The sequence below is a fragment of the Halomonas alkaliantarctica genome (assembly GCF_029854215.1).
Lineage (GTDB): Bacteria > Pseudomonadota > Gammaproteobacteria > Pseudomonadales > Halomonadaceae > Vreelandella > Vreelandella alkaliantarctica_A.
Map to the genome: position 1 here is coordinate 1,150,964 of NZ_CP122961.1, position 25,199 is coordinate 1,176,162.

General features: G+C 54.4%; 30 protein-coding genes. 22 read left to right on the top strand and 8 right to left on the bottom strand.

What is annotated here, in order from left to right; genetic code table 11:
- Positions 1-47: 47 nt before the first annotated feature.
- From QEN58_RS05140 to QEN58_RS05185, 10 genes are all read left to right on the top strand, one after another.
- Positions 48-1,676 carry an acyl-CoA synthetase gene (locus QEN58_RS05140; RefSeq protein ID WP_280106081.1) on the top strand — a complete coding sequence of 543 codons (1,629 nt, stop codon included), beginning with the start codon at positions 48-50 and terminating at the stop codon, positions 1,674-1,676.
- Between the two features lie 55 nt (positions 1,677-1,731).
- On the top strand, positions 1,732-2,580 hold the full coding sequence (locus QEN58_RS05145) for a 3-hydroxybutyryl-CoA dehydrogenase (RefSeq protein ID WP_280106082.1): 849 nt from the start codon (positions 1,732-1,734) through the stop codon (positions 2,578-2,580).
- Between the two features lie 117 nt (positions 2,581-2,697).
- Positions 2,698-3,471, top strand: a complete 774-nt coding sequence (locus QEN58_RS05150; protein WP_133731228.1) for an enoyl-CoA hydratase-related protein — start codon at positions 2,698-2,700, stop codon at positions 3,469-3,471.
- A gap of 103 nt (positions 3,472-3,574) precedes the next feature.
- Entirely contained in the window at positions 3,575-4,192 is a 618-nt protein-coding gene (locus QEN58_RS05155; RefSeq protein WP_280106083.1) for a LysE family translocator, read from the top strand.
- A gap of 54 nt (positions 4,193-4,246) precedes the next feature.
- A complete protein-coding gene (locus QEN58_RS05160; protein ID WP_280106084.1) occupies positions 4,247-4,948 on the top strand; it encodes a glutathione S-transferase family protein in 702 nt (233 codons plus the stop codon).
- 69 nt (positions 4,949-5,017) lie between these two features.
- On the top strand, positions 5,018-5,560 hold the full coding sequence (locus QEN58_RS05165; protein WP_280106085.1) for a YaeQ family protein: 543 nt from the start codon (positions 5,018-5,020) through the stop codon (positions 5,558-5,560).
- A gap of 247 nt (positions 5,561-5,807) precedes the next feature.
- Positions 5,808-6,791: a lipid A deacylase LpxR family protein gene (locus tag QEN58_RS05170; protein WP_280106086.1), complete on the top strand. Its 984-nt coding sequence runs from the start codon at positions 5,808-5,810 to the stop codon at positions 6,789-6,791.
- Positions 6,792-6,838: 47 nt separating this feature from the next.
- Complete coding sequence (locus QEN58_RS05175; protein WP_227404652.1) at positions 6,839-7,171, top strand: hypothetical protein; 333 nt, start codon at positions 6,839-6,841, stop codon at positions 7,169-7,171.
- Positions 7,172-7,254: 83 nt separating this feature from the next.
- On the top strand, positions 7,255-7,776 hold the full coding sequence (locus QEN58_RS05180) for a DUF421 domain-containing protein (protein WP_227404653.1): 522 nt from the start codon (positions 7,255-7,257) through the stop codon (positions 7,774-7,776).
- 101 nt (positions 7,777-7,877) lie between these two features.
- A complete protein-coding gene (locus QEN58_RS05185; RefSeq protein ID WP_280106087.1) occupies positions 7,878-8,192 on the top strand; it encodes a DUF6693 family protein in 315 nt (104 codons plus the stop codon).
- A 75-nt stretch (positions 8,193-8,267) separates the two neighbouring features.
- Here the strand turns inward: QEN58_RS05185 and yghU are convergent, their stop codons facing one another.
- Positions 8,268-9,140, bottom strand: coding sequence for a glutathione-dependent disulfide-bond oxidoreductase (yghU, locus tag QEN58_RS05190; protein WP_280106088.1), 873 nt, complete (start codon positions 9,138-9,140; stop codon positions 8,268-8,270).
- 106 nt (positions 9,141-9,246) lie between these two features.
- Here yghU and QEN58_RS05195 point away from each other — a divergent pair, with 106 nt between their 5' ends.
- Positions 9,247-9,951 carry an aspartate/glutamate racemase family protein gene (locus QEN58_RS05195; protein WP_280106089.1) on the top strand — a complete coding sequence of 235 codons (705 nt, stop codon included), beginning with the start codon at positions 9,247-9,249 and terminating at the stop codon, positions 9,949-9,951.
- A gap of 6 nt (positions 9,952-9,957) precedes the next feature.
- On the opposite strand, the gene QEN58_RS05200 is transcribed toward QEN58_RS05195, so the two are convergent.
- Both QEN58_RS05200 and QEN58_RS05205 read right to left on the bottom strand, forming a co-directional pair.
- Positions 9,958-10,389, bottom strand: coding sequence for an organic hydroperoxide resistance protein (locus QEN58_RS05200; protein WP_071695673.1), 432 nt, complete (start codon positions 10,387-10,389; stop codon positions 9,958-9,960).
- 119 nt (positions 10,390-10,508) lie between these two features.
- Positions 10,509-10,958 (bottom strand): MarR family winged helix-turn-helix transcriptional regulator, encoded by a 450-nt coding sequence (locus QEN58_RS05205; protein WP_280106090.1) that lies wholly within the window; start codon positions 10,956-10,958, stop codon positions 10,509-10,511.
- 200 nt (positions 10,959-11,158) lie between these two features.
- Between QEN58_RS05205 and QEN58_RS05210 the strand changes: the two genes are divergently transcribed.
- The 6 genes from QEN58_RS05210 to QEN58_RS05235 all read left to right on the top strand — a co-directional run bounded on the left by QEN58_RS05210 (position 11,159) and on the right by QEN58_RS05235 (position 16,736).
- Positions 11,159-12,232, top strand: coding sequence for a TRAP transporter substrate-binding protein (locus QEN58_RS05210; RefSeq protein WP_280106091.1), 1,074 nt, complete (start codon positions 11,159-11,161; stop codon positions 12,230-12,232).
- Positions 12,233-12,302: 70 nt separating this feature from the next.
- Complete coding sequence (locus tag QEN58_RS05215) at positions 12,303-12,896, top strand: TRAP transporter small permease (protein WP_280106092.1); 594 nt, start codon at positions 12,303-12,305, stop codon at positions 12,894-12,896.
- 2 nt (positions 12,897-12,898) lie between these two features.
- Complete coding sequence (locus QEN58_RS05220) at positions 12,899-14,179, top strand: TRAP transporter large permease (protein WP_280106093.1); 1,281 nt, start codon at positions 12,899-12,901, stop codon at positions 14,177-14,179.
- A 29-nt stretch (positions 14,180-14,208) separates the two neighbouring features.
- Positions 14,209-14,736 (top strand): gluconokinase, encoded by a 528-nt coding sequence (locus tag QEN58_RS05225; protein WP_280106094.1) that lies wholly within the window; start codon positions 14,209-14,211, stop codon positions 14,734-14,736.
- Between the two features lie 85 nt (positions 14,737-14,821).
- The gene (gene gntR, locus QEN58_RS05230; protein ID WP_280106095.1) at positions 14,822-15,817 is read left to right on the top strand and encodes a gluconate operon transcriptional repressor GntR; all 996 of its coding nucleotides are present in this window, start codon (positions 14,822-14,824) and stop codon (positions 15,815-15,817) included.
- Between the two features lie 70 nt (positions 15,818-15,887).
- Positions 15,888-16,736, top strand: coding sequence for an MOSC domain-containing protein (locus QEN58_RS05235; RefSeq protein WP_280106096.1), 849 nt, complete (start codon positions 15,888-15,890; stop codon positions 16,734-16,736).
- Here the strand turns inward: QEN58_RS05235 and QEN58_RS05240 are convergent.
- Complete coding sequence (locus QEN58_RS05240) at positions 16,690-17,595, bottom strand: DMT family transporter (RefSeq protein WP_280106097.1); 906 nt, start codon at positions 17,593-17,595, stop codon at positions 16,690-16,692. The two genes, QEN58_RS05235 and QEN58_RS05240, sit on opposite strands and share 47 nt — an antisense overlap.
- Positions 17,596-17,799: 204 nt before the next feature.
- Here QEN58_RS05240 and QEN58_RS05245 point away from each other — a divergent pair, with 204 nt between their 5' ends.
- Entirely contained in the window at positions 17,800-18,222 is a 423-nt protein-coding gene (locus tag QEN58_RS05245) for an OsmC family protein (protein ID WP_280106098.1), read from the top strand.
- 191 nt (positions 18,223-18,413) lie between these two features.
- On the opposite strand, the gene QEN58_RS05250 is transcribed toward QEN58_RS05245, so the two are convergent.
- On the bottom strand, positions 18,414-18,851 hold the full coding sequence (locus QEN58_RS05250) for a PRC-barrel domain-containing protein (protein WP_280106099.1): 438 nt from the start codon (positions 18,849-18,851) through the stop codon (positions 18,414-18,416).
- 422 nt (positions 18,852-19,273) lie between these two features.
- Between QEN58_RS05250 and QEN58_RS05255 the strand changes: the two genes are divergently transcribed.
- The gene (locus QEN58_RS05255; protein WP_280106100.1) at positions 19,274-20,230 is read left to right on the top strand and encodes a L,D-transpeptidase family protein; all 957 of its coding nucleotides are present in this window, start codon (positions 19,274-19,276) and stop codon (positions 20,228-20,230) included.
- A 3-nt stretch (positions 20,231-20,233) separates the two neighbouring features.
- Here the strand turns inward: QEN58_RS05255 and QEN58_RS05260 are convergent, their stop codons facing one another.
- Together QEN58_RS05260 and QEN58_RS05265 are read right to left on the bottom strand one after the other, a co-directional pair.
- Positions 20,234-20,902 carry a 2OG-Fe(II) oxygenase gene (locus QEN58_RS05260; protein WP_280106101.1) on the bottom strand — a complete coding sequence of 223 codons (669 nt, stop codon included), beginning with the start codon at positions 20,900-20,902 and terminating at the stop codon, positions 20,234-20,236.
- Positions 20,899-21,570, bottom strand: a complete 672-nt coding sequence (locus tag QEN58_RS05265; RefSeq protein WP_280106102.1) for a CoA pyrophosphatase — start codon at positions 21,568-21,570, stop codon at positions 20,899-20,901. Before QEN58_RS05265 ends, QEN58_RS05260 begins: the two co-directional genes overlap by 4 nt.
- 94 nt (positions 21,571-21,664) lie before the next feature.
- On the opposite strand from QEN58_RS05265, the gene QEN58_RS05270 reads away from it, so the two are divergent.
- Positions 21,665-22,222 (top strand): NUDIX hydrolase, encoded by a 558-nt coding sequence (locus QEN58_RS05270; protein ID WP_280106103.1) that lies wholly within the window; start codon positions 21,665-21,667, stop codon positions 22,220-22,222.
- A gap of 27 nt (positions 22,223-22,249) precedes the next feature.
- On the opposite strand, the gene QEN58_RS05275 is transcribed toward QEN58_RS05270, so the two are convergent.
- On the bottom strand, positions 22,250-22,561 hold the full coding sequence (locus QEN58_RS05275) for a YqfO family protein (protein WP_280106104.1): 312 nt from the start codon (positions 22,559-22,561) through the stop codon (positions 22,250-22,252).
- A 141-nt stretch (positions 22,562-22,702) separates the two neighbouring features.
- Here QEN58_RS05275 and QEN58_RS05280 point away from each other — a divergent pair, with 141 nt between their 5' ends.
- Both QEN58_RS05280 and QEN58_RS05285 read left to right on the top strand, forming a co-directional pair.
- Positions 22,703-23,653 (top strand): sugar-binding transcriptional regulator, encoded by a 951-nt coding sequence (locus QEN58_RS05280; RefSeq protein ID WP_280106105.1) that lies wholly within the window; start codon positions 22,703-22,705, stop codon positions 23,651-23,653.
- A gap of 174 nt (positions 23,654-23,827) precedes the next feature.
- Positions 23,828-25,147, top strand: a complete 1,320-nt coding sequence (locus QEN58_RS05285; RefSeq protein ID WP_280106106.1) for an ABC transporter substrate-binding protein — start codon at positions 23,828-23,830, stop codon at positions 25,145-25,147.
- The last annotated feature ends 52 nt before the right edge of the window (positions 25,148-25,199 follow it).

Here is a 25,199-nt window from a genome sequence, read left to right on the forward strand (position 1 = left end):
TTAAAACGAACGCTTTCAATAAGATCAACAAAGTTCAGGAGCCGATTATGACCGCTATCTTTGAGCAAGGCTTGCCCAAAACCATTGCCAACCACGTGCCGCTATCTCCGCTGACCTTTATCGAGCGCTCGGCGTCGATCTATCCCGACTACCCGGCGGTGGTACATGGCAGTACGCGACGCACCTGGAGCGAAACTTGGTCACGCTGTCGCCAGCTTGCCTCTGCGCTCGAAAAGCGAGGCATTCAGCCAGGCCAAACGGTTGCGGCGATGCTGCCCAATATCCCGGCGATGTTTGAAGCGCACTTCGGTGTGCCGCTAGCGGGTTGTGTGCTTAATACACTGAATATTCGCCTTGATGCCGAAGCGATCAGCTATATGCTGGAGCACGGCGAGGCCAAAGCCATTCTTGTCGACCCAGAATTTGCCGAGGTCATCCAGCAAGCCGTTGCCAAGCTTACTCACAAGCCGCTGATCATCGATGTCGCCGATGTGGAGTTTCTCGGCGAGACCCAGGGCATTGGGGAGATTGAGTACGAGGCGCTACTCAACGAGGGCGATGCTGACTTTGCCTATCAGCTCCCTGCCGATGAGTGGGATGCGATCTCGCTTAATTACACCTCTGGCACCACCGGCAAGCCCAAGGGGGTGGTTTACCACCACCGCGGTGCTTACCTGAATGCGGTGAGCAATATCATGGAGTGGGCAATGCCCCACCATCCGATCTACCTATGGACTCTGCCGATGTTCCACTGCAACGGCTGGTGCTTCCCGTGGACGATTGCCGCCAACGCCGGGGTGAACATTTGTCTGCGTCGCGTCGATCCTAAAAAGATCATGCAGCTCATTGCCGAAGAGAAGGTCACTCACTTTAGCGGGGCGCCGATTATCCTTAATGGCCTGGTGAACCTGCCAGCAGAAGATAAGCATCAGTTCGATCATGCGGTCAAAGTCACCACCGCCGGTGCCGCACCGCCTGCCTCGGTAATTGCCGGGGTGGAAAAGCTGGGCATTGAGGTAACCCACGTGTATGGCTTAACCGAAGTGTACGGGCCGGTAACCGTATGCGCTTGGCGGGAAGCGTGGGATGAATTGCCGCTGGAAGCAAGAGCCAAAATTAAAGCCCGCCAGGGGGTGCGCTACCACATGCTCGAAGCGCTGTGCGTGGCTGATCCGCTCACCATGGAGCCAGTGCCCAAGGATGGCCAAACCATGGGTGAAATACTCATGCGCGGCAATAACGTTATGAAGGGCTATTTAAAGAACCCGGAAGCTACCGAGCAGGCGCTGGAGGGCGGCTGGTACCACACTGGCGACCTGGCGGTATGGCACCCGGATGGCTATATCGAGATCAAAGACCGCTCCAAGGACATCATTATTTCCGGCGGTGAAAATATCTCGACCATCGAGGTGGAAGACGCAATTTACGGCCATCCCGCCGTTGAAGAGGCAGCGGTGGTTGCCAAGCCCGACGAGAAGTGGGGCGAGACGCCTTGTGCGTTCGTGAAGCTCAAAGTCGGTTATGGTGAAGTCACCGAGGCCGATATTATCGCCCACTGTCGCGAACATTTGGCGGGCTACAAAGTGCCCAAAACGGTCATCTTCAGCGAACTTCCCAAAACCTCAACGGGCAAGATTCAGAAATTCGTACTGCGCGAAGAAGCCAAGCAGCATTGATAACTCCCCAGTGGTAATAATAGATAGTGGTGATAATAGATAGAGGAGAGCGTGCATGAGTGATCAACAAGTTGGCGTTGTCGGGGCTGGTACTATGGGGCAGGGCATTGCCCAGGTAGTGGCTGCCAGTGGCTATCAGGTGCACCTTTACGATGTGGCTGAGGAGCAGTTAAGCCGCGCCAAGGCGAGTATCGACAAAGGCTTAGCCAAGCTGGTGGCGAAAGAAAAGATCAGCGAGGCGGATAAAAGCGCTGCTCTAGCCCGTCTCTCTACCACTACCACACTCAATGACTTAAGCGACTGCGCAATTATTATCGAGGCCGCCCCCGAACAGCCTGAACTCAAAGAGAAGCTGTTTCGAGATCTTAGCCAAATGAGCAGCACGGCTATCTTAGCCTCCAACACCTCCTCGCTGTCGCTTACCCGGCTGGCAGCGGTGTGCGAGCACCCCGAGCGAGTAGTGGGCATGCACTTCTTTAACCCAGTGCCAGTGCTCAAGCTGGTGGAAGTGATTCGTGCCGAGCAAACCTCGGACGCTACCGTTGGCGAGATTGAAACCCTGGCTAAAGCGTTGGGTAAAACCGCCGTGCCGGTAGGCGACGCGCCGGGCTTTGCGGTGAATCGCCTGCTGGTACCGATGATCAACGAAGCGGCGTTTATTGTTCAAGAAGGTACCGCAACACCAGAAGCGGTGGATGAAGCCATGAAGCTCGGCGCAGCTCACCCCATGGGCCCGCTGGCGCTGGCGGATTTAATCGGACTGGATGTTTGTCTGGCGATTATGCAGGTGCTGCAAGAGGGCTTTGGCGACCCTAAGTATCGTCCCTGCCCACTGCTTAAGCGCATGGTCGCAGCGGGCTACCTTGGCCGTAAGAGCGGGCGCGGTTTTTATCACTATGACTAGCTTGCGCTGAAGCGAAGAGCGCGGCATAAAGAAGTCATTGCCACTCAACCAAGCGTTCGCTAGGGTTGGGTGGTGTTCACTTTACTATTCCATAACAAATCAAATAAGGAGTCCGCCATGAGCGAAGCAGTGATTGAGAAGGTTGATAACGATGGGATGGTACGTCTCACCATCAATCGTCCTAAAGCGCTGAATGCCCTGAACAGCGATGTATTAGCCGCGCTGGAAGCGCATCTGGTAGAGCTTGAGTCCCACCCGAATCTACGTGCTGTGCTGATTACAGGCGCGGGCGAGAAGTCCTTCGTAGCGGGTGCTGATATCACTGAAATGCGTGAGAAAACGCCTGAAGAAGCGCGGGCTTTTGCCATGCAAGCGCTGCGAACCATTAAACGCCTAGAGACTCTGCCCGTGCCGGTGGTCGCGCTGGTGAACGGGTTTTGCCTTGGCGGCGGCTGCGAATTGGCACTGGCCTGCGACTGGGCGGTAGCCAGCGACAACGCGGTGTTTGGTCAACCGGAAGTGCTGCTGGGCGTCATTCCTGGCTTTGGGGGTACGCAACGTCTGCCACGCCGCGTTGGCCCCGCGATGGCGATTGATCTGGTCACCACCGGGCGCAAAATCGACGCCCAAGAGGCGCTGCGTATCGGCTTGGTGAACCGGGTAATGCCGCAAGCGGAGCTGGAGAGCTACGCTGAAGAGCTCACTAAACAGCTTAAAGGTAACGGCCCGCAGTCAGTGCGCGGTGCCAAGCAGGCGGTTCACGACGGGATGGATCAAGACCTGGACAGCGCGCTGGCGCTGGAAACCAGCCTGTTTGCCTTCTGCTTTGCCGGTGATGAGCAGAAAGAAGGTATGGCGGCCTTTGTCGAGAAGCGTAAAGCTAATTTCTAAGCCTTTATTCATTCCAGTTTTACTTATTTAGGGGGTGGCGCTTGCGTCATCCCCGTTTTATTCTCAAAGGCTTCCTACTACTGATCTCTTCGGAGTTGCCACGATGCAATGGGCCGCGTTTATCCTCGCCGCGCTGGGTTTTGCCTACCTACCTGGGCCTGCGATGTTGTATACCGCAGCGCAAACCCTGGGGCGTGGCCGACGAGCAGGGTGGTTAGCGGTCATGGGTGTGCACATGGGCTGCTACGTTCATGTGGTAGCCGCCGCGTTAGGCTTGGCACTGCTGTTTGCAGCGATTCCGCCTGCCTATATCGCCATGAAAATCATTGGCGGGCTCTACCTGCTCTGGATGGGGTTGCGGCTATGGCAACAGGGCATTCGTGCCCATGGTGATGAGGTACCGCTGGCAACCACTAAACGCGTGTTGCGTGACAGCTTTTTGGTGGAGGTGCTCAACCCTAAAACCGCGCTTTTCTTTGTCGCGTTTCTTCCCCAGTTTGTGCAGCCCGAGAGCGCTATGCCGGTAGCGTGGCAACTGCTCTGGTTAGGTATCGCCACCAATGCGCTGTTCTCATCGGCGGATGTTGTGGTGGTGCTGCTGGCCAGCCCATTGCGTGAGTGGTTACAAAAATCCCATGGTTCCTCCCGACTCATTCAGCGCTTTGGCGGTGGTGTATTAATGGGGTTAGGCGGTAATACGCTGGCTCAGGCGGCACGTTAAGAGAGGCTGCCTTCATCGATCGGTTAATTCAATTCTCCACAAAAGGAGCGCTGCATGTTTGATCTCTATATTGCCAACAAGAATTACTCTTCTTGGTCGCTGCGCCCTTGGGTGCTGATGAAAGCGCTGGAGATTCCGTTTAACGAACACCTGATGCCCTTTGAAGGCGGCACTGGCGCTAGTCATGCCACCTTTACCCGCTTTTCGCCTTCAGGCTTGGTGCCCTGTTTGGTGGATGTAACGGACAAAGGCGAGCTGGCGGTGTGGGACTCCCTGGCGATTGTCGAGTATCTGGCCGAGCAGCACGCTAAAGTTTGGCCGAGTGATAAGGCCGCCCGCGCCTGGGCACGTTCAGCCACTGCCGAAATGCACAGCGGCTTTGGCGCCCTGCGCGACGAGTGCTCGATGAACTGCGGTATGCGGGTGGAATTGAATAGCCTATCGGCCAAGCTTGAGGCCGATCTGGCACGCTTGGATGTACTATGGCGGCAAGGGCTTGAGCGCTTTGGCGGGCCGTTTTTAGCGGGTGAAACCTTCTCCGCGGTAGATGCGTTTTACGCCCCTGTGGCCTTTCGCATGCAGACATTCAGCTTGCCGGTTAGTGAGAAGTCCCAGGCGTATGTCGAGCGCTTGTTAGCGTTGCCTGCCATGCAGGCGTGGTATCAAGCCGCGCTAGAAGAGCCGTGGCGCGAGGCCATGCACGAGGCCGATACGCTGAAAAATGGCACAGTAACAGCCGATTACCGCAAAGCTTAACCTGTCAGGCTATTCACCAAGAACACCCAGCGTCGGGTATACTGACGCAAATTTCGTTTGGAAACATCCATGGCCCTTAGCGCAACGCCCTACAAAGTTGATATCAATCTGACCGATCTGGATCGCGGGGTGTATGAAACGCTGCGCTTTACCGTGGCTCGCCATCCGTCCGAGACCGAAGAGCGCATGACCGCGCGCTTGCTTGCCTATGTGCTGTGGTACAACGAGACGCTAGCCTTCGGGCGTGGGCTTTCCGATGTAGACGAGCCGGCGCTGTGGGAGAAAAGCCTAGACGGGCGCTTGCTGCACTGGATCGAAGTGGGGCTGCCGGATGCTGAGCGCATCACCTGGTGCTCACGGCGAGCTGAGCGCGTATCGCTGCTCGCTTATGGTCGGGTAGATCTATGGGAGAACAAAGTACTGCCCAGCGTGGCGTCGCTGAAAAATGTGCACGTGGCGGGGCTGCCACAAGAGGCTTTAGCGACTATCGCTAAAGACCTGCCAAGGGCGATTAACTGGGCGGTAATGATCAGCGAAGGATCATTGTTTATTACCGATGAGAATGGCCAGCATGAGATTACTCCGCAGTGGCTGCTACGCGATAGAGAGTGATAGATCTCGACCAGTAGCCTTCAAGTTTTCGTCTAGTCTACTACGCTATAAACCTAAGCAATCGGCAGCATAATGGGTGGTCTACGGACCACCCATTAATTTTTAGTGACTTAGCTCTTTTCTGTAGAAAACAGTAAAAGTATGCTTGCTATCTTTTTGCACAATTACATACAATCAACAATGTTTGTTGTCGTTCTTCAAAAGCATTCTCAAAAACACTCCCTAGGAAAATCTCAAGGAACGAGTAATGAAAGGAAATCTCCCCTTACGATGGTTGCCGCTGATAGCCGCAATGAGTTTGGCGTCAACGCTGGCGCAAGCCGACGATAGCGTCCTCTCAATTAAGCATGCAAATGATGGCATGGCCAGTAGTGATGATGGCCACTTTACCAGTGGTTTCGAACTTAATTGGGCCTATGAGCCTGAAGCGCAAAGCTGGACACAGCGTTTGGCCACTGCTTTGCCTGATAGCATCATTAGCAACGCGGATATGGCCGCTTTCCGGCTAGTGCATCAGATTTATACGCCCAACAATATTGAGCAGCGTGAGTTGGTTGAAGATGATCGCCCCTACGCAGGAATTGTTTATGGCGGTATATCACTTTACGAAGATGTGCCCATGGGTAACTGGCGCCAAGCGACGGATCTGCACCTGGATATTGGTTTGGTAGGGCCCTCGTCACTTGCCGATAGCATCCAACGCGAAGTGCATCGCATCACCGACAGCGAGCGCCCTAGAGGTTGGAAAAACCAGCTTGGTGATGAGGCCATCGTCAACGTCGCCATGCGTCGCCAGTGGTGGCATAGCTCCCCATTGATCGGCAAGCAGTTTGCCCATGGCCCTAGCGTCAGCGCCGCTTTGGGTAACCTCTATACCTACGCAAGCGCTGGGTATAGCGTTCGTTGGGGGGATGAGGCCCCAGGCATTCCTACGCTAACGCCAAGCCCCGGCAGCCGGCACCATATGACCGGTAAAGAGGGGTGGCAGTGGTACCTTTTTGCCAGCGTCGACGGTTACTATATGGCGCAAAACCTGACGCTTGACGGCAATACGTTTAGGAGTAGCCATTCGGTAGATCGCAAAGAGTGGGTGGGCGATGTCTCCGCGGGGTTGGCGCTTGCCTGGGATGATTGGCAGGTCACCTACGCGGCTGTTCAACGCTCACGTGAATTTGACGGCCAGGAAGAGCAGGATAAGTTTGGTTCTATCACGCTATCTAAACGCTTCTAAAACAGTTCGGTTAGTCACTCGCGTTCAACGGGAAAGGAGTAGTGCTTATGGCTAACAAGTACCCCCACACCCCAGATGGGCGCTACTTTGTCGCCAAAAATCGGCTTTGGCGCTGCACTGACCCGCGTTTAGATGAAGAGCAAAGGCGAGCCCATATCAAAGAGTTGATGAAAGCCCGTCGAGCGGTTAGAGCAGCCCAGCAAAAAGACGATGAAGATGCGCTTCGCCAAGCCCGCAACGCAGTGCAGAGCGCTAAAGAAGCACTCGGAGAGCGTGGCCCCGTCTGGTGGGATGATGAAGCCCCCGATGAAGGCGGCCTTGCGCCCCATAACAGTTCCTATGCCGAGTGGTGGGAGCGTCATCACTCAATGCCCTCCTAGCGTATACAACAGACTCAGGGCTGCTAGCCTACGTAGAGGTGTGTGATGTCCACATACCACTCGGCGTCTAGGAGTAAGGGTCAATGGAACTGGGTTTTTTCAATAGCTGGGGTAGTTTATTACGCATTGTGATCGTTGGAGTACTGGCATACGCCACGCTTGTTCTCTTCCTGCGCCTGTCAGGCAATCGTACGCTTTCGAAAATGAATGCCTTCGACTTAATCGTGACGGTAGCGCTGGGCTCCACGCTGGCCACTGTGCTGCTATCTAAAGATGTCGCCTTGGTGGATGGGGCGGTCGCGTTAGCATTACTGATTTCACTTCAATTTATAATTACCTGGACAAGCGTGCGATTTCGTTGGGTTCGTCGGTTAGTCACTGGCGAGCCGCTGATGCTGCTCTATCAGGGCGAGTTTCTGTTAACGTCGCTGCGACAAGCGCGGGTAACCCAAGACGAAGTCCTTTCGGCCATTCGCAGTAGTGGGCTTAGTGACGTGACCAGGGTAGAAGCAGTGGTGTTAGAAACCGATGGTTCGTTAAGTGTCGTCAAACGGCAGGCGGAGAGCCGTCAATCCAGCTTAGAGGGTGTTAGGGGCCCCCATTGAAGCCAATTCATAGCTCATATGTCTAAGTAATATTAATTTTTGCGTTCACGTTTCTGCCTAGCAGTGGTACTCTTCGCCACTGTTAATTTTAAGGACGCAACGTGAATATCAAAGCTGATCTTTCCATTCTCGATATTATTGGCCATCTGATTGTTTGGGTGGTACTCAGTATTGTTACTCTTGGCATAGCGCTGTTTTTCTTCCCCTATTCGTTTTCGCGTTTTGTTATTAACCGTACCTCGGTAGTGGATACTGCTGGGGTAGAGCGAAAAATGGTTTGTGATATCAACCTGTTCAGCAATATCGGCCATATTATCCTTTGGATGCTGATTTCGCTGGTCACCTTTGGGCTGGGGTATATTTTCTACTTCTACCGGGTATGGAATTACGCGTTGAATAATTCACGGGTTGAATAGTCTTAACCTGTAAGTTGAAAGCTACCCAGGGCCTACGTTGAGAGATCAAGCGTAGGCCCTTTTTTTGGCGCTTACTTACTCGCCGTCAGCCAGTTTATCTTGTGTACGAAGCTCAAAGTCGCTGGCGTCGTGGCGCTCGTGTAACTGCTCGTGGGGTTCGCCCCAGGTGCGGTTCACCATACGGCCGCGTTTGACGGCAGGGCGTTCATCGAGTTCTTCAGTCCAGCGTAGAACGTTCTTGTAAGTGTGGGCTTCCAAGAATTCAGCCGCTTCGTAAACACGGTTTTTCACCAGCGCACCGTACCAGGGATGAATCGCCATATCGGCAATGGTGTACTCATCGCCTGCCATAAAGCGGTTATCCGCCAAATGGCGGTCAAGTACATCAAGCTGACGCTTCACTTCCATGGTGTAGCGGTCAATCGGGTACTGATACTTTTCCGGTGCATAGGCGTAAAAGTGGCCAAAGCCACCGCCTAGCATCGGTGCGCTGCCCATTTGCCAAAACAGCCAGGAGAGGCATTCGGTGCGTTTCGCCGGGTCGCTGGGCAAGAATGCGCCAAACTTCTCTGCCAGATAGAGCAGAATCGCCCCCGACTCAAACACCCGCTGGGGTGGAGTGGTCGTGTGATCCATCAGTGCGGGAATTTTGGAGTTAGGGTTCACCTCGACAAAGCCGCTGCTGAACTGATCACCTTCGCCAATTTGAATCAGGTAAGCGTCGTATTCGGCGCCCGTTATGCCTTTCTCCAGCAACTCTTCCAGCATCACGGTGACTTTGACACCGTTGGGTGTGGCCAGGGAGTAAAGCTGAAGAAGATGTTTGCCCACCGGCAGGGCCTTGTCATGAGTAGCGCCAGCAATTGGGCGATTGATATTGGCAAACTTACCGCCGTTGCCAGGTTCCCATTTCCAAACGCTCGGGGGAGTATAGGTGTTGTCGCTCATTCGTTTCCTCGTTATAAATAGTTTATCGGTAACAAAGTGGCTACTAAATTTAGCTGGTGATTAGCCTGTTAATAAAGTAGTCCATTTTCCTAAATTGAGGTGGCGGATGCGTGTAATTGGTGTGTTAGGCGGTATGAGCTGGGAGTCGACCCAAGGCTACTACCGAGCCCTAAACGAGGGCGTAAAAGTAGCGCTAGGTGGCCTTCATTCGGCCAAGATCGTGATGGTGAGCGTCGATTTTGCCGAAATTGAAGCATTACAGCAGCAGGGCGATTGGCAGACCGCTGGCGAACTGCTGACCAACGCTGCCCAAAGCGTCGAGCGAGCGGGCGCCGATTGTCTGCTGATTGCCACCAATACCATGCATAAAGTGGCGCCCGCTATTGAACAGGCGATTACCATTCCGCTGCTGCATATTGCCGATGCTACGGCTGAGCAGCTCACCGCAGACGGTATCACTCGCGTCGGCCTATTGGGTACGCGCTTTACCATGGAGCAGGACTTTTATATCGGCCGCTTAGAAAAACAGTTTGGTATTGAGGTCGTGGTGCCTGATCAGTCTGAGCGCGACACTGTTCATCGGGTGATCTTTGATGAACTTTGTCAGGGCCGTGTAGAAGATGTATCCCGGCAGCGCTACTTGGCAATCATTGATTCTCTGCATGCCCAAGGCGCCCAGGCAGTGATTTTAGGCTGTACTGAAATTGCCATGCTGGTGGGCCAGCGCGATACCCTGGTGCCCCTTTACGACACCACCGCTCTGCATGCCCAAAGAGCGGTGGCGTGGGCACTAAATGATCAAGCTAAGTAATGACGCTTAGACCAATGTCAGGGTGACATTAATATTGCCACGGGTGGCGTTGGAGTAGGGGCAGACCACATGGGCTTTATCAACCAACTGCTGGGCTACGTCTTGCTCAAGGCCGGGTAAGCTGATTTTTAGCTCGACTTCGATGCCAAAACCGGTAGGAATGGCGCCGATACCTACATGACCATCAATTTTCGTATCCTGGGGAAGCTTTACTTTTTCCTGGCTCGCCACGTGCTTCAGCGCACCTAAAAAGCAGGCCGAGTAACCAGCGGCAAAAAGCTGCTCGGGATTAGTGCCATCACCGCCTGCGCCGCCCAGCTCTTTGGGCGTGCTTAATTTAACATCCAGCGCGCCGTCGGATGACTTTGCCTGGCCTTCACGGCCGCCGGTTGCAGTGGCGTGGGCGCGATAAACAACGTTTTCGATAGTGGTCGTCATTTTGTATCTCCTGGCTGCGTTATTAGTGATTAATCTGTGCCATTAAGTTAGCGCAGCTTTATTTTGTGCGCAAGGTAAATGGCAAATAAATTCTGATCTCTGAGCCATAAAGTGAAGGGCTACTGGTTCTTTTGCAGGCTATCGCGTAGCCGCACCAAGTCCTCTTTTAGCGTGGTCAGTGCCTCAACCGACTGCTCGCTGGCATGCACCACACAGCTAGGAATATCGTACGCCTGTTCACGCAACGCTTTGCCTTTGTCAGTAAGATAAATCTCTACCACGCGCTCGTCTTCGTGGCTGCGTTTGCGGTTCAGCAGTTGGTCGGCTTCAAGGCGTTTAAGCAGCGGTGTAAGCGACCCAGGATCGGTTAGTAGTCGCTTACTCATTGTCCCCACTGTGATGCCATCGTTTTGCCACAACACCAGCATGGCAAGGTATTGCGGGTAAGTAAGCCCCAGCTTTTTGAGCAGGGGTTTATAAACTTTGGTCATCATCAACGAGGTTGAATAGAGCGCAAAGCAAAGCTGTTGATCGAGCTCTAATTCGTTACAAGACGGTTGCACAAGCATGGATTCCGATCTGAAATACGTAGGCTAATGTAGCGTGATGACGCGCCAGTGACTAGAGCTAGACGTTGGTCGTAAGTTAGCAGTTTTGTTTTGACACGCACAGGGCAGATAGCTAGCCTTCGCTTACTGAATGTTACCGGTAACAAGTTGCCGGTCATTGAATTGGCTATTAACAACAACGAGTATTCGGAGATAACGCTATGACCGCTATTTGGCGCAACGCACTGACCTTAGTCGGCGCGACCACCCTGACGCTTGGTATGGCCCATGCCCAGAGCCCAGAGCTCTCTGATCCGCCTGAAATCGAAGGTGAGGTGGTTGGTGATCACGGTTCGCATACCCTACGCATGGGCATCGGTCTTGCGGAAAGCTCTCCGCAGTACCTATCCAGCCAATACTTTGGTGAGATTCTGGAGCAGCGCACCGACGGTCGTATCACCGTTAACGTTTTCCCTAACAGTCAGTTAGGTGACGACGTTCAGATGCTGGAAATGCTGCAAACCGGCACGCTGGATATGACCTATCCGTCAAGCTCAGCTACCACCGGTTACGTTGAAGAACTGTCAGCCTTCGATTTGCCTTTCCTGTTGCCGAGCCGTGAAGCCGCTGTCGCCGTGATGCAGAGCGATGTGGCTCAAGGCATGCTAGACGCCTTTGAAGGTACCGGTCTAAAAGCGCTCGCTTTCTCTGAGAATGGCTATCGTCAGCTTTCTAACAGTGCTCGCCCGGTGACGAGCCCTGATGATGTTGCAGGTCTCGATGTGCGCGGTTTGAGCGTTCGTACCATGGAAAACCCGGTGCACTTGGCGATTTGGGAAGCCTTAGGCGCTAACCCAACGCCGATGGCCTTTGGTGAGCTGTTCTCCGCGATGGAGCAGGGCGTTGTTGATGGCCAGGAAAATCCTTGGAGCACCATCCTTACCTCTAACTTCAACGAAGTGCAGGACTATGGCACTGAAACACGCCACGTCTATACTCCCTTTATCATGATGCTTTCCGAGCGTACTTGGGATCGCATGGCACCTGAGTATCAAGAGCTGGTGCTGGAAGCCGCTCGTCAGTCCGCTGAATATGAAATTCAGCTGTCAGCTGAGTACGATGATTGGTCACGCGACCAGTTAGCAGAGCGTGGTATGGAAATTACCCGCTTGGACGATGAGCAGTTAGCCGCTTTCCAAGAAGCCACTCAGCCGGTTTATGAAGAGTGGGCGCCGCGCATTGGTGAAGACCTGATCGCGGACATTCAGAAGATCGTTGAAGAGAGCAGCAACTAAACCTTACGTTTAGCGCACCGTTGGGCAGGCCATCGAGCCTGCCCAGCGTGTCAGTGCCCCTGGAGCTCCTATGTCACTCTCCTCTACACCCCCTAATACCCCCACACCGATTGAAGATCCAACGGTGTATCTGGATGACCCTAATCGCAAGTTGCTGGAAATCGATACCGATACTCGCCAGGGCCCAGCACTTTTTCGCTGGCTCACCTTGGGCATGGAGTATCTGATCGGCGCTATTTTAGTGGCGTTGATTATGTCCGTTTCCTGCAACGTGGTGGGGCGTGCGCTGTTCAACTATTCGTTGCCCTGGGCGGATGAACTAGCGCGTATGCTGTTTGTATGGCTGGTATTTATCGGTGCTGCTGCAGCGTTTTCCCGCTACGAGCACATAGCCGTTGACGCACTGGTACGGCGACTGCCGCTGCGCGTGGCGCATATATTATATCTGCTGCAGCACCTGATTATTACCGCCCTGATGGTAGTGATGATTTGGGGCGGCTATCAAGTGCTGGCGCGCTCTAGTGGGCGTTCGGCGATTCTGGATGTGCCGCTGAGTTTCATCAGTCTTTCGCTGGTACTTTGCGTCATCTTTATTGCGGTGGTTTCAACTTGGCGAATGTGGGTCAGTTTGACCGTTATTCGTCAACCAGAGCGGGAGCGCTAATCATGCTATGGATTTTTCTGGCTATTTTATTGGCCTCCATCGTTATTGGGCTGCCCATTGCCTTTGGCCTCGGCGTTGCAGCGCTGGTGATGGCGGTGCTCTCTGATATTCCGCTGTCGATCATGATTGAGCAGTCCATCCGCGGGGTGAACAGCTTTCCGCTGCTGGCGATCCCGTTCTTTATTTTAGTCGGTGAGGTGATGAGCAATGGCGGTATTGCCCGCCGCTTGATGGAACTGGCTGGTGCCTTGGTAGGCTTTATGCGCGGTGGTCTGGGGCAGGTAGCCATTACCGGCTCAATGTTCTTTGGCGGTATCAGCGGGTCAGCCGTTGCCGATACGGCTGCCACCGGCGCGATGATGATTCCTTCGATGAAAGAGCAGGGCTATACCGCGGCTAATGCCACTGCGATTAATACGGTATCTTCGGTGATCGGGATCATTATTCCTCCCTCGATTCCGCTGATTCTGTATGGCATCGTCACCGAGACATCGATTAGCCGCCTGTTTATTGCCGGTATTATCCCAGGTCTATTGATTGGCTTTGCGCTCATGGTGACCACCTATATTCTTGCCAAAAAGGATGGCGGCGGCGTGCAACAGTTTCGTTGGGATCGTCTCTGGAAAGCCTTTAAAGATGCATGGCTTGCGCTAGTGCTTCCGGTCATTGTGATTGGCGGTATTATTGGAGGCGTATTTACCGCCACCGAAGCGGCCGTGGCGGCACTGCTTTATGCGTTGGCGATTTCGCTGGTGGTTTACCGTGAATTCAAGCTCAAAGAGCTTGGCGGTATGCTGATTCGTACTGCTCGTTTGACCGGCATGGTGATGATGCTGCTGGCATTTGCCACGGTGATTGCCTGGTTCCTGACCATCAATATGGTGCCGCAGACCCTGGTTAGCCAAGTGCAGGCGATTACCCAAGATCCGTTCCTACTACTGTTGATCGTGGCGACGTTGCTGCTGTTGGTGGGCTTTGTAATGGACTTAACCCCGGCGATGGTCATCATGGCGCCTATGCTAGCGCCTATTGTCACCTCGGTGGGCGTTGATGCGGCTTACTTCGGCGTACTGATGGCGTTTGTATTGGGCATTGGACTCTTAACCCCTCCAGTGGGCACCTGTCTCTATGTCGGCTGTGGTGTAGGTAAAGTCTCCATGGAGTCGTTGGTCAAAGCCATGCTGCCTTACTATGCGGCACTCTTGGTCGTATTGGTAATTCTGATCGCGTTCCCTGGCATCGTGACCTGGCTGCCTGATCTTACCGCCGTGCGCGGCAATTAAGGTTGTTGGTAATGAATAGGAGAGCCGCTGTGAAGACCCTCTCACATCGTATTTTGGTGATGGGCGTATCCGGCTCGGGGAAGTCGCACATTGGTCGCCAGTTGGCGCTAACCGTGGGGGCGACGTTTATCGATGGCGATGACTACCACTCGCCCGCCAACGTGGCCAAAATGGCTAGCGGCAAGCCGCTAAACGACGATGACCGGAGCGAGTGGCTGGATACCTTGGCGGCGTTGTTTGCTGAGTATCAAGCAAAGGGTGAATCGCTGGTGATTGCCTGCTCGGGGTTGAAGAAACGTTACCGAGATCGGCTGCGGCAAGGCGATCCAGCGCTGCAGATCCTCTATTTAGAGGGCAGCCGGGAGTTACTACTTGAACGACTTGAAACCCGGGCAGGGCACTTCTTCAAAGGCGATACCATGTTGGCCAGTCAACTGGCCGACCTGGAGCCGCCCAGCGAAGAGGAAGCCTTCAATGCCTCAATTGCCTTATCGCCCCAGGTGATCGTTACGCAATTTGCTGCCACGCTATCGACGCCTAGGCGCTCGCCCATTTAAAGGAAGTAAGCTAAAGGCAAAATAATCATTGAGGTCCGCTCTAGGGAAGGCCTCAATGCTTATACCTTGGATAAGGCAGTGACTTTTGAAGAAGAAACGCCCCACCCTGCAGGATATTGCCGACCATGTCGGGGCTACCAAAATGACGGTAAGCCGCTGCCTGCGCGACCCTGAAACGGTCTCGGAAGGCCTGCGCGAACGCATCTTCTCGATTGCCGAACAGATTGGTTATATTCCCAACCGTGCGCCGGATCTGCTCTCCAGGTCGACCAGCCACTCCATCGGGGTGCTGGTGCCATCGCTTACCAACCAGGTATTCGCCGAAGTCATCCTCGGTATCGAAACGCTGACGGAACCGGCGGGCTATCACCTGATGCTTTCCCACTATGGCTATAGCCCAGAGCTTGAAGAGCGCAGCCTGGCATCTTTGCTCTCCTATAATGTCGACGGCATCATTCTGTCAGACCGTGACCATACTTCGCGGAGCCTGCGGATGCTGGAAACCGCCGGTATCCCGATTGTGGAAATCATGGACACCCACCGCCCTCCGCTACAGCAGGTGGTGGGCTACGACAATGTTCAAGCCGCCTACGACATGGTCAGCGAGATGATCCGACGGGGTCGACGCCAAGTGATATATCTGGCGGTACGCCTGGATGAGCGTACTCGCCAACGCGAACTGGGCTACCGCCGAGCGATGGAAGAGCACGGCTTAACGCCCGTTACCCTTCAAAGCACCCAGCGTTCCTCTTACAGCGTGGGGGCGGCGCTGCTGCAACAGGTGATTACTGATTACCCTGCGGCAGATGGTCTGTTCTGCACCAACGATGACGTCGCGGTCGGGGCCTATTTCGAGTGCCAGCGGCGGGGCATTGACGTGCCCAGGGAGATGGCGCTGGCGGGCTTCCATGGCCACGATGTAGGCCATGTAATGACGCCGCGCCTAGCTAGCGTGGTGACCCCGCGTCAGGCCATTGGCGAAGCGGCAGCGGGAGAGCTATTAGCGCGGCTTCGCGGTGAGCCGCTGACCCAAAAAGTGGTCGATTTGGGCTATCGTATCGAAACAGGGATGACGCTATAGGGCGCGTTTTCGAGTAGCCGCCAAGGCAGTGAGTGGCTAAAGTAGAGTTTTCACTCGTCGCGAGGCCGTCGTGCAGATTACTCAACTCAACATCTATCCCGTTAAATCGCTGAAAGGCATCAGCGTGACTCACAGCGAGCTGCAGGAACACGGCCTAGCCTGGGATCGCCGCTGGATGCTGGTGGACGCGCAGCAGCGTTTTGTGACCCAGCGCCAGCTACCGGCGCTTGCCACCGTTGAGGTCGCGCTAACCGATGAACACCTGGTGCTGTCGCATTCCAACGTCGAGCCATTGAGCGTGCCGCTGGCCGAGCCAGAGGGGAATCTGCGCCTGGTCAGCGTGTGGAATGATCACTGCAAGGCTCTGCCTGAGAGCGAAGAAGTAGCGCGCTGGCTGGTCGCTGCTTTAGGCGAGCAGGCCCAGGGGCTTAGCATGGTGCGTTTTGCCACCGAATTTACCCGTGCCGTTGAAGAGGATTTCCTGGATGGCGGGGCGGCGCATACCTACTTTTCCGACGGTTACCCTTTTTTGATTGCTACTACGGGGTCGCTAGACGCTCTAAACCAAGCGCTAGTGTCGGGCGGGCACGCCCCCGTGCCCATGAATCGCTTTCGGCCCAATATCGTTGTAGAGAGCGAGGAGGCGTGGGCGGAAGACCGTTGGGCAACGCTGAATGAGCAAGGTGGCGCCTTTCAATTAGCGCTGCGTAAACCCTGCAAACGCTGCAAAATCACCACCATCGATCAGCATACGGCGGCGGTACCTGCCCCTGCGGAACCACTGAAAACCCTGATTGAACTCAATACGCAACCCAGCCTTAAAGGCGCCCACTTTGGCCAAAACGCCACGCTTCTCGAAGGTTCAGGTAGCGTTATTCGTGTGGGGGATAGACTGACGGCGGTGACTCGCGATGCTTAATGCGCAGCAGTTTGGTGGCGATTGCCGTGCCGATCAGGGTAATCACCATACCGGCGATAATCTGAAGATTAAGTGTTTCACCCAGCAGCAGATAGCCCCATATCAGCGCGCTCACCGGAACCAGGAACGTGACCGTGGAGGTGGCAGTGGCGCCCGCGCTGGCGAGTAAGCCAAAGTAAAGCAGGAAAGCCAGCGTGGTGCTAAGCCCTGCCAAGGCCAGGGCATTGCCCCACGCCAGTGGGCTGACAGGGTCACTTGGCCATAGCAGTATGCCCGGAATCAGCAGCACCAGCGCCGACATAGCGCTGCTACCTGCGGCCAGCACACGGGTTGGTAGATGGCCAAGGCGCGTTTTGGAGTAGTTGCCTGCTATGCCGTAGCAAAACGTTGCGCCTAAAACGGCCAAAATGAACCAGCCGTCGCCGCCCAAGGCAAAATCGAGCCGATCCGCAGAGAGTACGTAAACACCTAGTAGGGCCAAGGCGAGGCCTAAGTACTGCTGACGCTGTATGGCGGTAGCGAAAAACAGCGCGCCAATCAGCGCAGTGAAAATAGGCGTGGTGGCATTTATCAATGAGGTAAAGCCTGCTTCTAGGCGCGTGGTGGCAAGTGCCAGTAGTGAAAAAGGCAGTACGTGATTGACCACTCCTAAAAACAGCAGTGGACCCTTGTGCTGCCAAATGAGCCGCAGGTAGTGCAGACTGATCAGCAGCGGCATCAATAGCAGCGCGCCAATGCCCATGCGCACCAGCACCAACGGCACCGCCCCGAATTCGGGGGAGGCCACGCGCATAAAAATAAACGACAGACCCCACAGTGAAGAGAGCAGTATCAAGCGCAGCGCGTCAGCCGACGACATGGCGAGTCCTTAACGTCAAAGAAATAATGCAGTTAGGTAGCTAACTAGCTTAAGGCCGAATAGAGGGGGATGGAAGCGATTGCAACACAGGGACAGCAGAACAGCAGAAAATCAGCTACGCTGGTTAGGTGGACTAGCGGCAACCGCCGTTAGACCCTGTTTGACAAAATGTCTATGCATATTGGCACACACAAGGAGTTGTTCATGGATCGTAAAGCTAGCGCACGTTGGGAAGGTGGTCTCAAGGATGGAAAAGGCTCCGTTTCAACCGAAAGTGGCGTTTTAGATGCCAAGTACTCCTTCAGCAAGCGCTTTGAAGATGAAAAGGGGACCAACCCAGAGGAACTGATCGGTGCGGCACACGCCAGCTGTTTCTCAATGGCACTGTCAATGATTTTGGGTGAGAAGGGCTATACTGCTGACTCTATCGAAACCAGCGCCAAAGTGACCCTTTCGCAAAGCGACGCAGGATTTGATATCTCAAAAATTCACCTCGACGTTGTTGCTGATATCAGTGGCGCTGATGAGGCCGCTTTTCAGGAAGCAGCGGAAACGGCCAAAGCTAATTGCCCTGTTTCCAAAGTCCTTAATGCTGATATTAGCATGACGGCTAAACTTAAAGCCTAAACTTGATCTAGGCTTTAGTTCGTTTATCAATAGATGGTTTTTTAACATGGATGGCTCGCGTATAAACAGTGTGCGCGAGCCATTTTGCTGTCTAACCTAATTAGAATATTTTAAATATTTATGGTTTTTTAAAAAGGCAAACATTAAAAAAGCCTTGGCAATTGCCAAGGCTTTTAGTAACTGGCTAGTGCTTATTCGCCTTTTTCTTTGTCTTCGTCTTCGTCGCGGCTATACTCTTCAGCTGCTTCAAGCGCATCTTCTGACGCATTAACGGTGATAACGTAATCTTCGCCTTGTTCGTCTTTTGTCAGCTCAAGTGAATCCCATTCGATGGCCACGTTTTTCTCGCCAATACCGAGGAAACCACCAACACCAACGACGACAGCGTTAATTTGACCATCTTCATCGATCACCAGATCAGTGATGGTGCCGATATCTTCGTCATCTTCGACGCTGCTTTTGACTCGATTGCCGGTTAAGGCATCAGTATGGAAAGTGCCTGCTGGCGTTTCAGTCAGGTAGGTTGCTTCCATGGTGGTGGTGTTCTCTTCGGCATTTGCCGTGCCAGCGGTAAACATCAAAGCTGGAACCATGAGAGTACCTAGAATAGCGGGTTTGATCATTTTCATTTTGCTTGCTCCTTGCGATTTTATTGGGCTTAACGACTCCGCGTAACAACCCGAATAAATCAATAGTGGCGGGTTTGGCTTCGTTTAAAATAAACGATGGCTACACCGGTACTATTATTCCTAATTATGTTAATTATCCTGGCGATTGAATGCATCAGGATAATTGACGCTATCTTGCGCTTCACTGCACTAAGACAGCTATCAGGTTAGTCGCTGTGTTCAAAAATACAACCGTTCAATTGAAACTTTTAGGGAACATGATCGTCTTTTTTTCGCTCCTATTGGCCTAGGCTCTTGTCCCCATGCGACAGTCTTTCGAGTTGACCCGCCACCGCCCAGTGTTCATATTCGTCTTCAAATGACACGCTTTTTATCTCCGGTTTGATAAAAGTGAGGTCGCATAAAAAGGAGACTCCTTGACCATGACATCCCACCCTTTGCAGTATTTAAAGCAGTTCTGTGTTAGCAGCGTTGCACTAGGCGCTTGGCTAATAGCCTCAAGCGCTGTGGCCGACAGCAGCGAGCTGCCCAAAGGCCATTATCTGCTGCCTGAAGAGGGCAATATGGTGGGCCAGGTGTATACCGTCACGGCGACCCAAGAGGATACGCTGCTGGATATTGCCCGGGCACACAACGTGGGCTACGAAGAAATTCGTATGGCCAATCCTGATACCAGCCTCTGGGTGCCGGGAGAAGGCACCGAAGTGACGATCCCCGGGCAGTATATTCTTCCCGATGTGGCGCGTATCGGCATTGTGATTAACGTGGCGGAGCTGCGCCTTTACTACTACCCCGAGGTGGAAGGGGGTGAGATGCCGCGGGTCGAAACATACCCTATTGGTATCGGGCGGGATGCTTATAACACTCCGCTAGGCATTACCGAAACCACCATGCGGCTTGAAAACCCAGCCTGGTACCCACCTGAGTCGATTCGTCGTGAAGCCGCCGTGAGGGGGGATCCAGCCCCGGCGGTGGTTCCCCCCGGCGCCGATAATCCCTTAGGTCAATACGCTATTTTGCTGGATATTCCCGGTTACCTGATTCATGGCACCAACCAGCCCGATGGTATTGGTATGCGGGCTAGTCGAGGCTGTATTCGCATGCACCCGGAAGATATCGAGTCGATCTTCTGGCGGGTGCCGGTCGGCACCCAGGTCAATATTATCGATTCGCCGATTAAAGTAGGCTGGGGTGAAGGGAAAGAGAGTTACATACAAGCCTTCACTGCGACGGATGAGAAAGCATTTGGTATGGAAACGCTGTTAAACGTTGTTGGCTTAATTGAACAGCATGGCGATGGAAACGCGGCTAGCGTCAACTACGAGCAGGTAAGTGAAATATTAGAGCAAGCGAATGGTCAGATCGTGCCGATTAGCTAAACGTTAGTGTGCTGGATCCAACACTCCACCCAGCGATGCATTACGCCGAAACCAGCCCGCAATGCTGCTACGCGGGCAGCGGGTAGGCAGCACTTCGTGGGGAATGGTTTCAGATAAGAAGCAGGCGAAGGTGCCCGCTTCGGGTACCACCCGGGCGACCTCTTGGTTGGGGTTGTCAGGGTGGTAAATCACCATTTCACCGCCACCATCGCTTGGCCAGTCGGGCGTCAGATAGCCAACGGTCGAGATGACCCGATTGGCGCGACCGCGAAAACTATCCAGGTGGCGTTGATAAAAAGCGCCCGGTGGGTAGTGGGCAAAATGGGCTTCGTACTCAAATAAACCCAAAAACAGCGCGTGGTTAAGCGCCTGCTGTAGCTCGCTCATGGCGTCTAAGTATCGCCGTTGGGCAGCGCTTTCCCGATCAAGCCAGTGAATAGCGTCACCGCGGATATCTTTACGCAGTAGGTGCTGTTGGCCGCGACCAATGCCCGCTTCATCCAGTCCGTTATAGGCCGCCCGATGGAGAAGCTCATTATTCAGCGCGCCGCATAGTGCCAGGTCAATAGCCCCGCGGCCCACATACCAGCCCTGTTCAACCAGCGCATCCACAAGAGCGACCTGCGTCGCGGGCTGAAGCGCAGGTGTCGACGTAGCAACACTGGGAGTCATTGGTTGGATCTCGATGGCGCTGAGCCGGTAGCGGTCGTAGAAGATGTAGAAAGTCGATTTTTGCGTTCAGGGTGGTGACGCAGCGGCCCCTGGGGGCGCTGATATAAATCAATCGGCATACCGAAGCCCTCGGCCAGCAATTCCACCAGCATCATCGCCGAAAGCCCCCAAATTACATGACCTGCCACGTGGTAGCTGGGCACGTAGTGGGCAACGCCATCCACGGTAATGACATCGGTATGGGTGCGGTGATCGTCCAGAAAGTGGCTCAGCGGCACTTCAAAAATAGCGTCCAGCTCGCCGGGGTCGGCCATCAACGGTAAATCCGGTGGAATAATGCCGACCCAGGGGGTAACGCGTATACCGTGCAGCGAAATAACGTCCGACAGCCGACCCAGGGGTTGCACCAGAGCGGGGTCGAGGGCAATCTCCTCTTCTGCCTCGCGCAGCGCCGTGGCGTAAAGGTCGCTATCGAAGGGCTCGCGCTTGCCGCCTGGGAATGCCACTTGGCCGCTATGGGTGCTCAAATGGCTGGCCCGGCGGGTAAACAGCAAGGTAGGCGCTGGGCGTTCGACAATCGGCAACAGCACGGCGGCCTCGGGCATCACGATGTGATCCAAGCGTTGAGGAGTCAGTTGTTGCAGCTGTTTACGCAGTTTCTCTAACATGGGGTATCCCGTTACTTTGTTCTCTTTTACCCAGCAGCGGTCGTTGACGTCAAGCGCGTCGAGGCTTCTATTCACTAGCCGTTGAGAATACGCGATGAACTTTTGCAGCCAGTGTGGTGATAAAGTACGTTTTGCCGTCCCGGAAGGGGATGACCGCCCACGCTACCTGTGTGATGCTTGCGGCACGATTCACTATCAAAACCCACGCATTGTGGCCGGTACGCTGCCCGTTAGCGGTAGTAGAGTGCTGCTCTGTAAGCGGGCGATTTCACCGCGCAAAGGCTACTGGACGCTGCCCGCAGGCTATATGGAAAATGCCGAATCAACCCAGCAGGCAGCTTCCAGAGAGACCCGTGAAGAGGCTTGCGCCGAAGTCGAACTGGCCAACCTCTATACCCTGATTGACCTACCGCACATCAATCAGGTGTATATGATTTTCCGTGCCGAGCTAGTCGGTGGCTTCAGCGCCGGGCCGGAAAGCCTGGAAGTCGCGCTGTTTGAAGAGCATGAAATCCCCTGGGATGAATTGGCTTTCACCACCATTGAGCGCACACTACGCCACTTTTACGCTGACCGCGCCCACAATGAGTTTCCGCTGCATATCAGCATGGTGACCCCTGAAGACCGCGAGCGCTATTTTGGCAGCGCGTGAGTCATTCTCACCCCGGCGAAAATCCACTTACAGATCGGCCAACTGCCATACATCATAAGCGACTTCTTCGTAGGGGTGGGCAAGCTTCAAGGCCGCGATGGCGCCGTGAATATGCGCTTCATCGCAGAGCAGTTCTACTTTGAACTCTTCGACCTTTTCCAAGCTGCCCACCGAGCCGATATGCGGGTGGGCGCCCTCTGTTGGGCGAAACTGCCCCGTCCCCTGGGTTTGAAAACAGACATTTTCGTATGCCCCCATCCGGCCAGCGCCGGCTTCAAACACCGCCTGCTTAACGCTTTCGGCATCTTCTATGGGGACAAAAAAAGCGAGTTTATACATGCTGTATCTCCAAGCAAGCTATCCATTGTGAAACGCTGAGCTCAGGCCATGTTAGCGGATAGGCGACTACTGGTCGCGGGCTTGGCTTTGTATGATGATGCTTTTATGACTGTCACCTACGTCTTTTATGTGAGCCACCCTATGGATAAATTTGAGGTAAAGCTGGATCAGGCAGCCAGAGCCGCCTGGATGTCTTACGTCGGTGGAATGACCCAGGATGAAATCGCCAGCCAGTTGGGTGTCTCGCGTCCTGGTGTGCAGCGCTTATTGGCGTTAGCACGCCAGGAAGGGCTGGTCAAAGTGCATATAGATCATCCTATCTCTAACTGTATGGCGCTGGGCAGCACGCTGCGCGATCACTTTGGCTTGACCTACTGTGAAGTGGTGCCCGCCGATAACCACGCCGCCGAAAGCGCCGCATCCTACCTGGCAATCGCAGCCGCCGAGCGGATTGCGCAGTTGGTTGAGCGCAGCGAGCCGTTAACGCTATCGCTGGGCACCGGGCGTTCGGTGCGGGCAGCGGTAGAAGCGCTTAGCCGGCTTGAAAGGCCCCAGCACCGCTTTGTATCGCTGGTCGGTAATGTTGCCCGGGACGGTTCGGCTAACCGGTATGACGCGGTGATGGTCATGGCGGATAAAACGGGTGGTGAGCGCTTCTTACTGCCTGCGCCGGTGGTCGCCGAATCGCTGGCTGAAAAAGAGGCAATGCTGGCGCAACGTCTTTTTAAGGCGATTGCCGATGTGGCACGGGAGTCAGAAGCGGCGTTTATCGGCATTGGGCGTATCGACCGTCAGGCCACGCTGTTTCAAGATCATTTCATTAGTGAAAGCGAGCTGAATGAGTTGCTGGGCCTGAAGGCGGTAGGTGAGTTGCTCGGCTGGCCGCTGAATCGTGACGGCGAAGTGATCGACTGCTCAATTACGCGGCGGGTCACCAGTCTTCCTCTGGAGCGCTTTGGTAAGCACCATATGGTGGCGATTGCGGGAGGCCACGAAAAAGCCCCGGCGATTCACGCCGCGCTGCGCGGCGGCTGGCTAAAAGGCCTGGTTACCGACGAAATGGCTGCTAGGCAGATCGTCGAAGCACTCTAGGGCATTAAAATCCTAAGCGGGTGCACTGCAACATGCGTCAGGGGTGATAAGTTAGCGTAAAGTCTAAGTCAATCAGCTTTGCTTTTTTTTGGCTTACGTACGATCATTTGTTCGATAGATGATCAATAAGATCAAGGCGACAACAATGCCAATATCAGCCCATAGGAGTACTTTATGCGACTCGCACGTCACTTGCCTGTTACCACGCTAGCGGCCGCCATTGCCATGTCGGGCCACGCCCAGGCGCAAACCGAAATTACCGTAGCCACGGTTAACAACAACGATATGGTGATCATGCAGAGCCTCACCGAGGCTTTCGAAGAGGCTCACCCCGATATCACCCTGGACTGGGTGGTACTTGAGGAGAACGTGTTACGTCAGCGCATGACCACCGATATTGCTACTGGTGGCGGCCAATTCGACGTTATGACCATCGGTACTTACGAAGTGCCTATTTGGGCAGAGCGCGGCTGGCTCTCCCCGCTGGATAATCTGCCTGACGACTACAACGAAGATGATCTGCTGACCTCTGTGCGCGATGGTTTGAGCTTGGACGGCACGCTGCATGCGCTGCCTTTCTATGCTGAAAGCTCGATGATGTACTACCGCCAGGATCTGTTTGATAAGGCGGGCATCGAAATGAGCGAACAGCCCACCTGGGAAGAGGTGCGTGAGTGGGCGGGCGAGCTGCACGGCAGCGAAGAGGGTCTGGCCGGTATCTGTCTGCGCGGTAAACCAGGCTGGGGTGAAAACATGGCCTTTGTTTCCACCTTGGTGAATACCTACGGTGGCCGCTGGTTTGACGAGGAGTGGAACCCTGAGCTCAACTCTGAGGAGTGGGTTAGCGCCATCCAGTTTTATGTCGATTTGCTCAACGACTACGGCCCGCCAGGCGCAAGTTCCAATGGCTTTAACGAAAATCTGGCGCTGTTCTCCCGTGGCAACTGCGCGATGTGGGTGGATGCCACGTCGGCAGCGGGCAAGCTGTATGACGGTAATGAATCCGATGTGGCGGACAGCTTAGGCTTTGCCCCGGCACCGGTGGCAAAAACACCCAAAGGCTCACACTGGTTGTGGTCCTGGGCGCTAGCTATCCCAGCCTCTTCAGAGAACCAGGAAGCGGCACGTGAGTTTATTACCTGGGCGACCTCACAAGAGTACATTGAACTTGTCGGTGAAACCCAAGGCTGGACCAGCGTGCCGCCAGGTACCCGTGAGTCGACCTACGCCAATGAACAGTACACCGAAGCAGCCCCCTTTGCTGACTTCGTGCTAAAGGCTATTCAGGACGCCGACCCAACCGACTCTACCCTGGAACCCAACCCTTACGTGGGTGTGCAGTTCGTCGGTATTCCAGAGTTTCAGTCGATCGGTACCCAGGTAGGCCAAACCATTGCCGCGGCGCTAACCGGTGATACCACGGTGGAGCAGGCGTTAGAAAGTGCTCAGCGTGCCACCGAACGCACCATGCAGCGGGCTGGTTATCTAGATTGATGGCCGCAATGCCTGCCTAGCTAGGCAGGCATTGCACCCACACTGTTTCTGC

What these genes read in the sequence shown, in the direction of transcription:
- QEN58_RS05170 (WP_280106086.1), top strand. Translation starts at nt 5,808, where the DNA reads ATGAAAGGAAATCTCCCCTTACGATGGTTGCCGCTGATAGCCGCAATG.
- QEN58_RS05180 (WP_227404653.1), top strand. Translation starts at nt 7,255, where the DNA reads ATGGAACTGGGTTTTTTCAATAGCTGGGGTAGTTTATTACGCATTGTG.
- QEN58_RS05265 (WP_280106102.1), bottom strand. Translation starts at nt 21,570, where the DNA reads ATGTTAGAGAAACTGCGTAAACAGCTGCAACAACTGACTCCTCAACGC.
- QEN58_RS05260 (WP_280106101.1), bottom strand. Translation starts at nt 20,902, where the DNA reads ATGACTCCCAGTGTTGCTACGTCGACACCTGCGCTTCAGCCCGCGACG.
- QEN58_RS05145 (WP_280106082.1), top strand. Translation starts at nt 1,732, where the DNA reads ATGAGTGATCAACAAGTTGGCGTTGTCGGGGCTGGTACTATGGGGCAG.
- QEN58_RS05155 (WP_280106083.1), top strand. Translation starts at nt 3,575, where the DNA reads ATGCAATGGGCCGCGTTTATCCTCGCCGCGCTGGGTTTTGCCTACCTA.
- QEN58_RS05250 (WP_280106099.1), bottom strand. Translation starts at nt 18,851, where the DNA reads ATGAAAATGATCAAACCCGCTATTCTAGGTACTCTCATGGTTCCAGCT.
- yghU (WP_280106088.1), bottom strand. Translation starts at nt 9,140, where the DNA reads ATGAGCGACAACACCTATACTCCCCCGAGCGTTTGGAAATGGGAACCT.
- QEN58_RS05200 (WP_071695673.1), bottom strand. Translation starts at nt 10,389, where the DNA reads ATGACGACCACTATCGAAAACGTTGTTTATCGCGCCCACGCCACTGCA.
- QEN58_RS05165 (WP_280106085.1), top strand. Translation starts at nt 5,018, where the DNA reads ATGGCCCTTAGCGCAACGCCCTACAAAGTTGATATCAATCTGACCGAT.
- QEN58_RS05160 (WP_280106084.1), top strand. Translation starts at nt 4,247, where the DNA reads ATGTTTGATCTCTATATTGCCAACAAGAATTACTCTTCTTGGTCGCTG.
- QEN58_RS05220 (WP_280106093.1), top strand. Translation starts at nt 12,899, where the DNA reads ATGCTATGGATTTTTCTGGCTATTTTATTGGCCTCCATCGTTATTGGG.
- QEN58_RS05245 (WP_280106098.1), top strand. Translation starts at nt 17,800, where the DNA reads ATGGATCGTAAAGCTAGCGCACGTTGGGAAGGTGGTCTCAAGGATGGA.
- QEN58_RS05175 (WP_227404652.1), top strand. Translation starts at nt 6,839, where the DNA reads ATGGCTAACAAGTACCCCCACACCCCAGATGGGCGCTACTTTGTCGCC.
- QEN58_RS05285 (WP_280106106.1), top strand. Translation starts at nt 23,828, where the DNA reads ATGCGACTCGCACGTCACTTGCCTGTTACCACGCTAGCGGCCGCCATT.
- QEN58_RS05195 (WP_280106089.1), top strand. Translation starts at nt 9,247, where the DNA reads ATGCGTGTAATTGGTGTGTTAGGCGGTATGAGCTGGGAGTCGACCCAA.
- QEN58_RS05240 (WP_280106097.1), bottom strand. Translation starts at nt 17,595, where the DNA reads ATGTCGTCGGCTGACGCGCTGCGCTTGATACTGCTCTCTTCACTGTGG.
- QEN58_RS05205 (WP_280106090.1), bottom strand. Translation starts at nt 10,958, where the DNA reads ATGCTTGTGCAACCGTCTTGTAACGAATTAGAGCTCGATCAACAGCTT.
- QEN58_RS05140 (WP_280106081.1), top strand. Translation starts at nt 48, where the DNA reads ATGACCGCTATCTTTGAGCAAGGCTTGCCCAAAACCATTGCCAACCAC.
- QEN58_RS05150 (WP_133731228.1), top strand. Translation starts at nt 2,698, where the DNA reads ATGAGCGAAGCAGTGATTGAGAAGGTTGATAACGATGGGATGGTACGT.
- QEN58_RS05210 (WP_280106091.1), top strand. Translation starts at nt 11,159, where the DNA reads ATGACCGCTATTTGGCGCAACGCACTGACCTTAGTCGGCGCGACCACC.
- QEN58_RS05215 (WP_280106092.1), top strand. Translation starts at nt 12,303, where the DNA reads ATGTCACTCTCCTCTACACCCCCTAATACCCCCACACCGATTGAAGAT.
- QEN58_RS05280 (WP_280106105.1), top strand. Translation starts at nt 22,703, where the DNA reads ATGGATAAATTTGAGGTAAAGCTGGATCAGGCAGCCAGAGCCGCCTGG.
- QEN58_RS05275 (WP_280106104.1), bottom strand. Translation starts at nt 22,561, where the DNA reads ATGTATAAACTCGCTTTTTTTGTCCCCATAGAAGATGCCGAAAGCGTT.
- QEN58_RS05270 (WP_280106103.1), top strand. Translation starts at nt 21,665, where the DNA reads ATGAACTTTTGCAGCCAGTGTGGTGATAAAGTACGTTTTGCCGTCCCG.
- QEN58_RS05255 (WP_280106100.1), top strand. Translation starts at nt 19,274, where the DNA reads ATGACATCCCACCCTTTGCAGTATTTAAAGCAGTTCTGTGTTAGCAGC.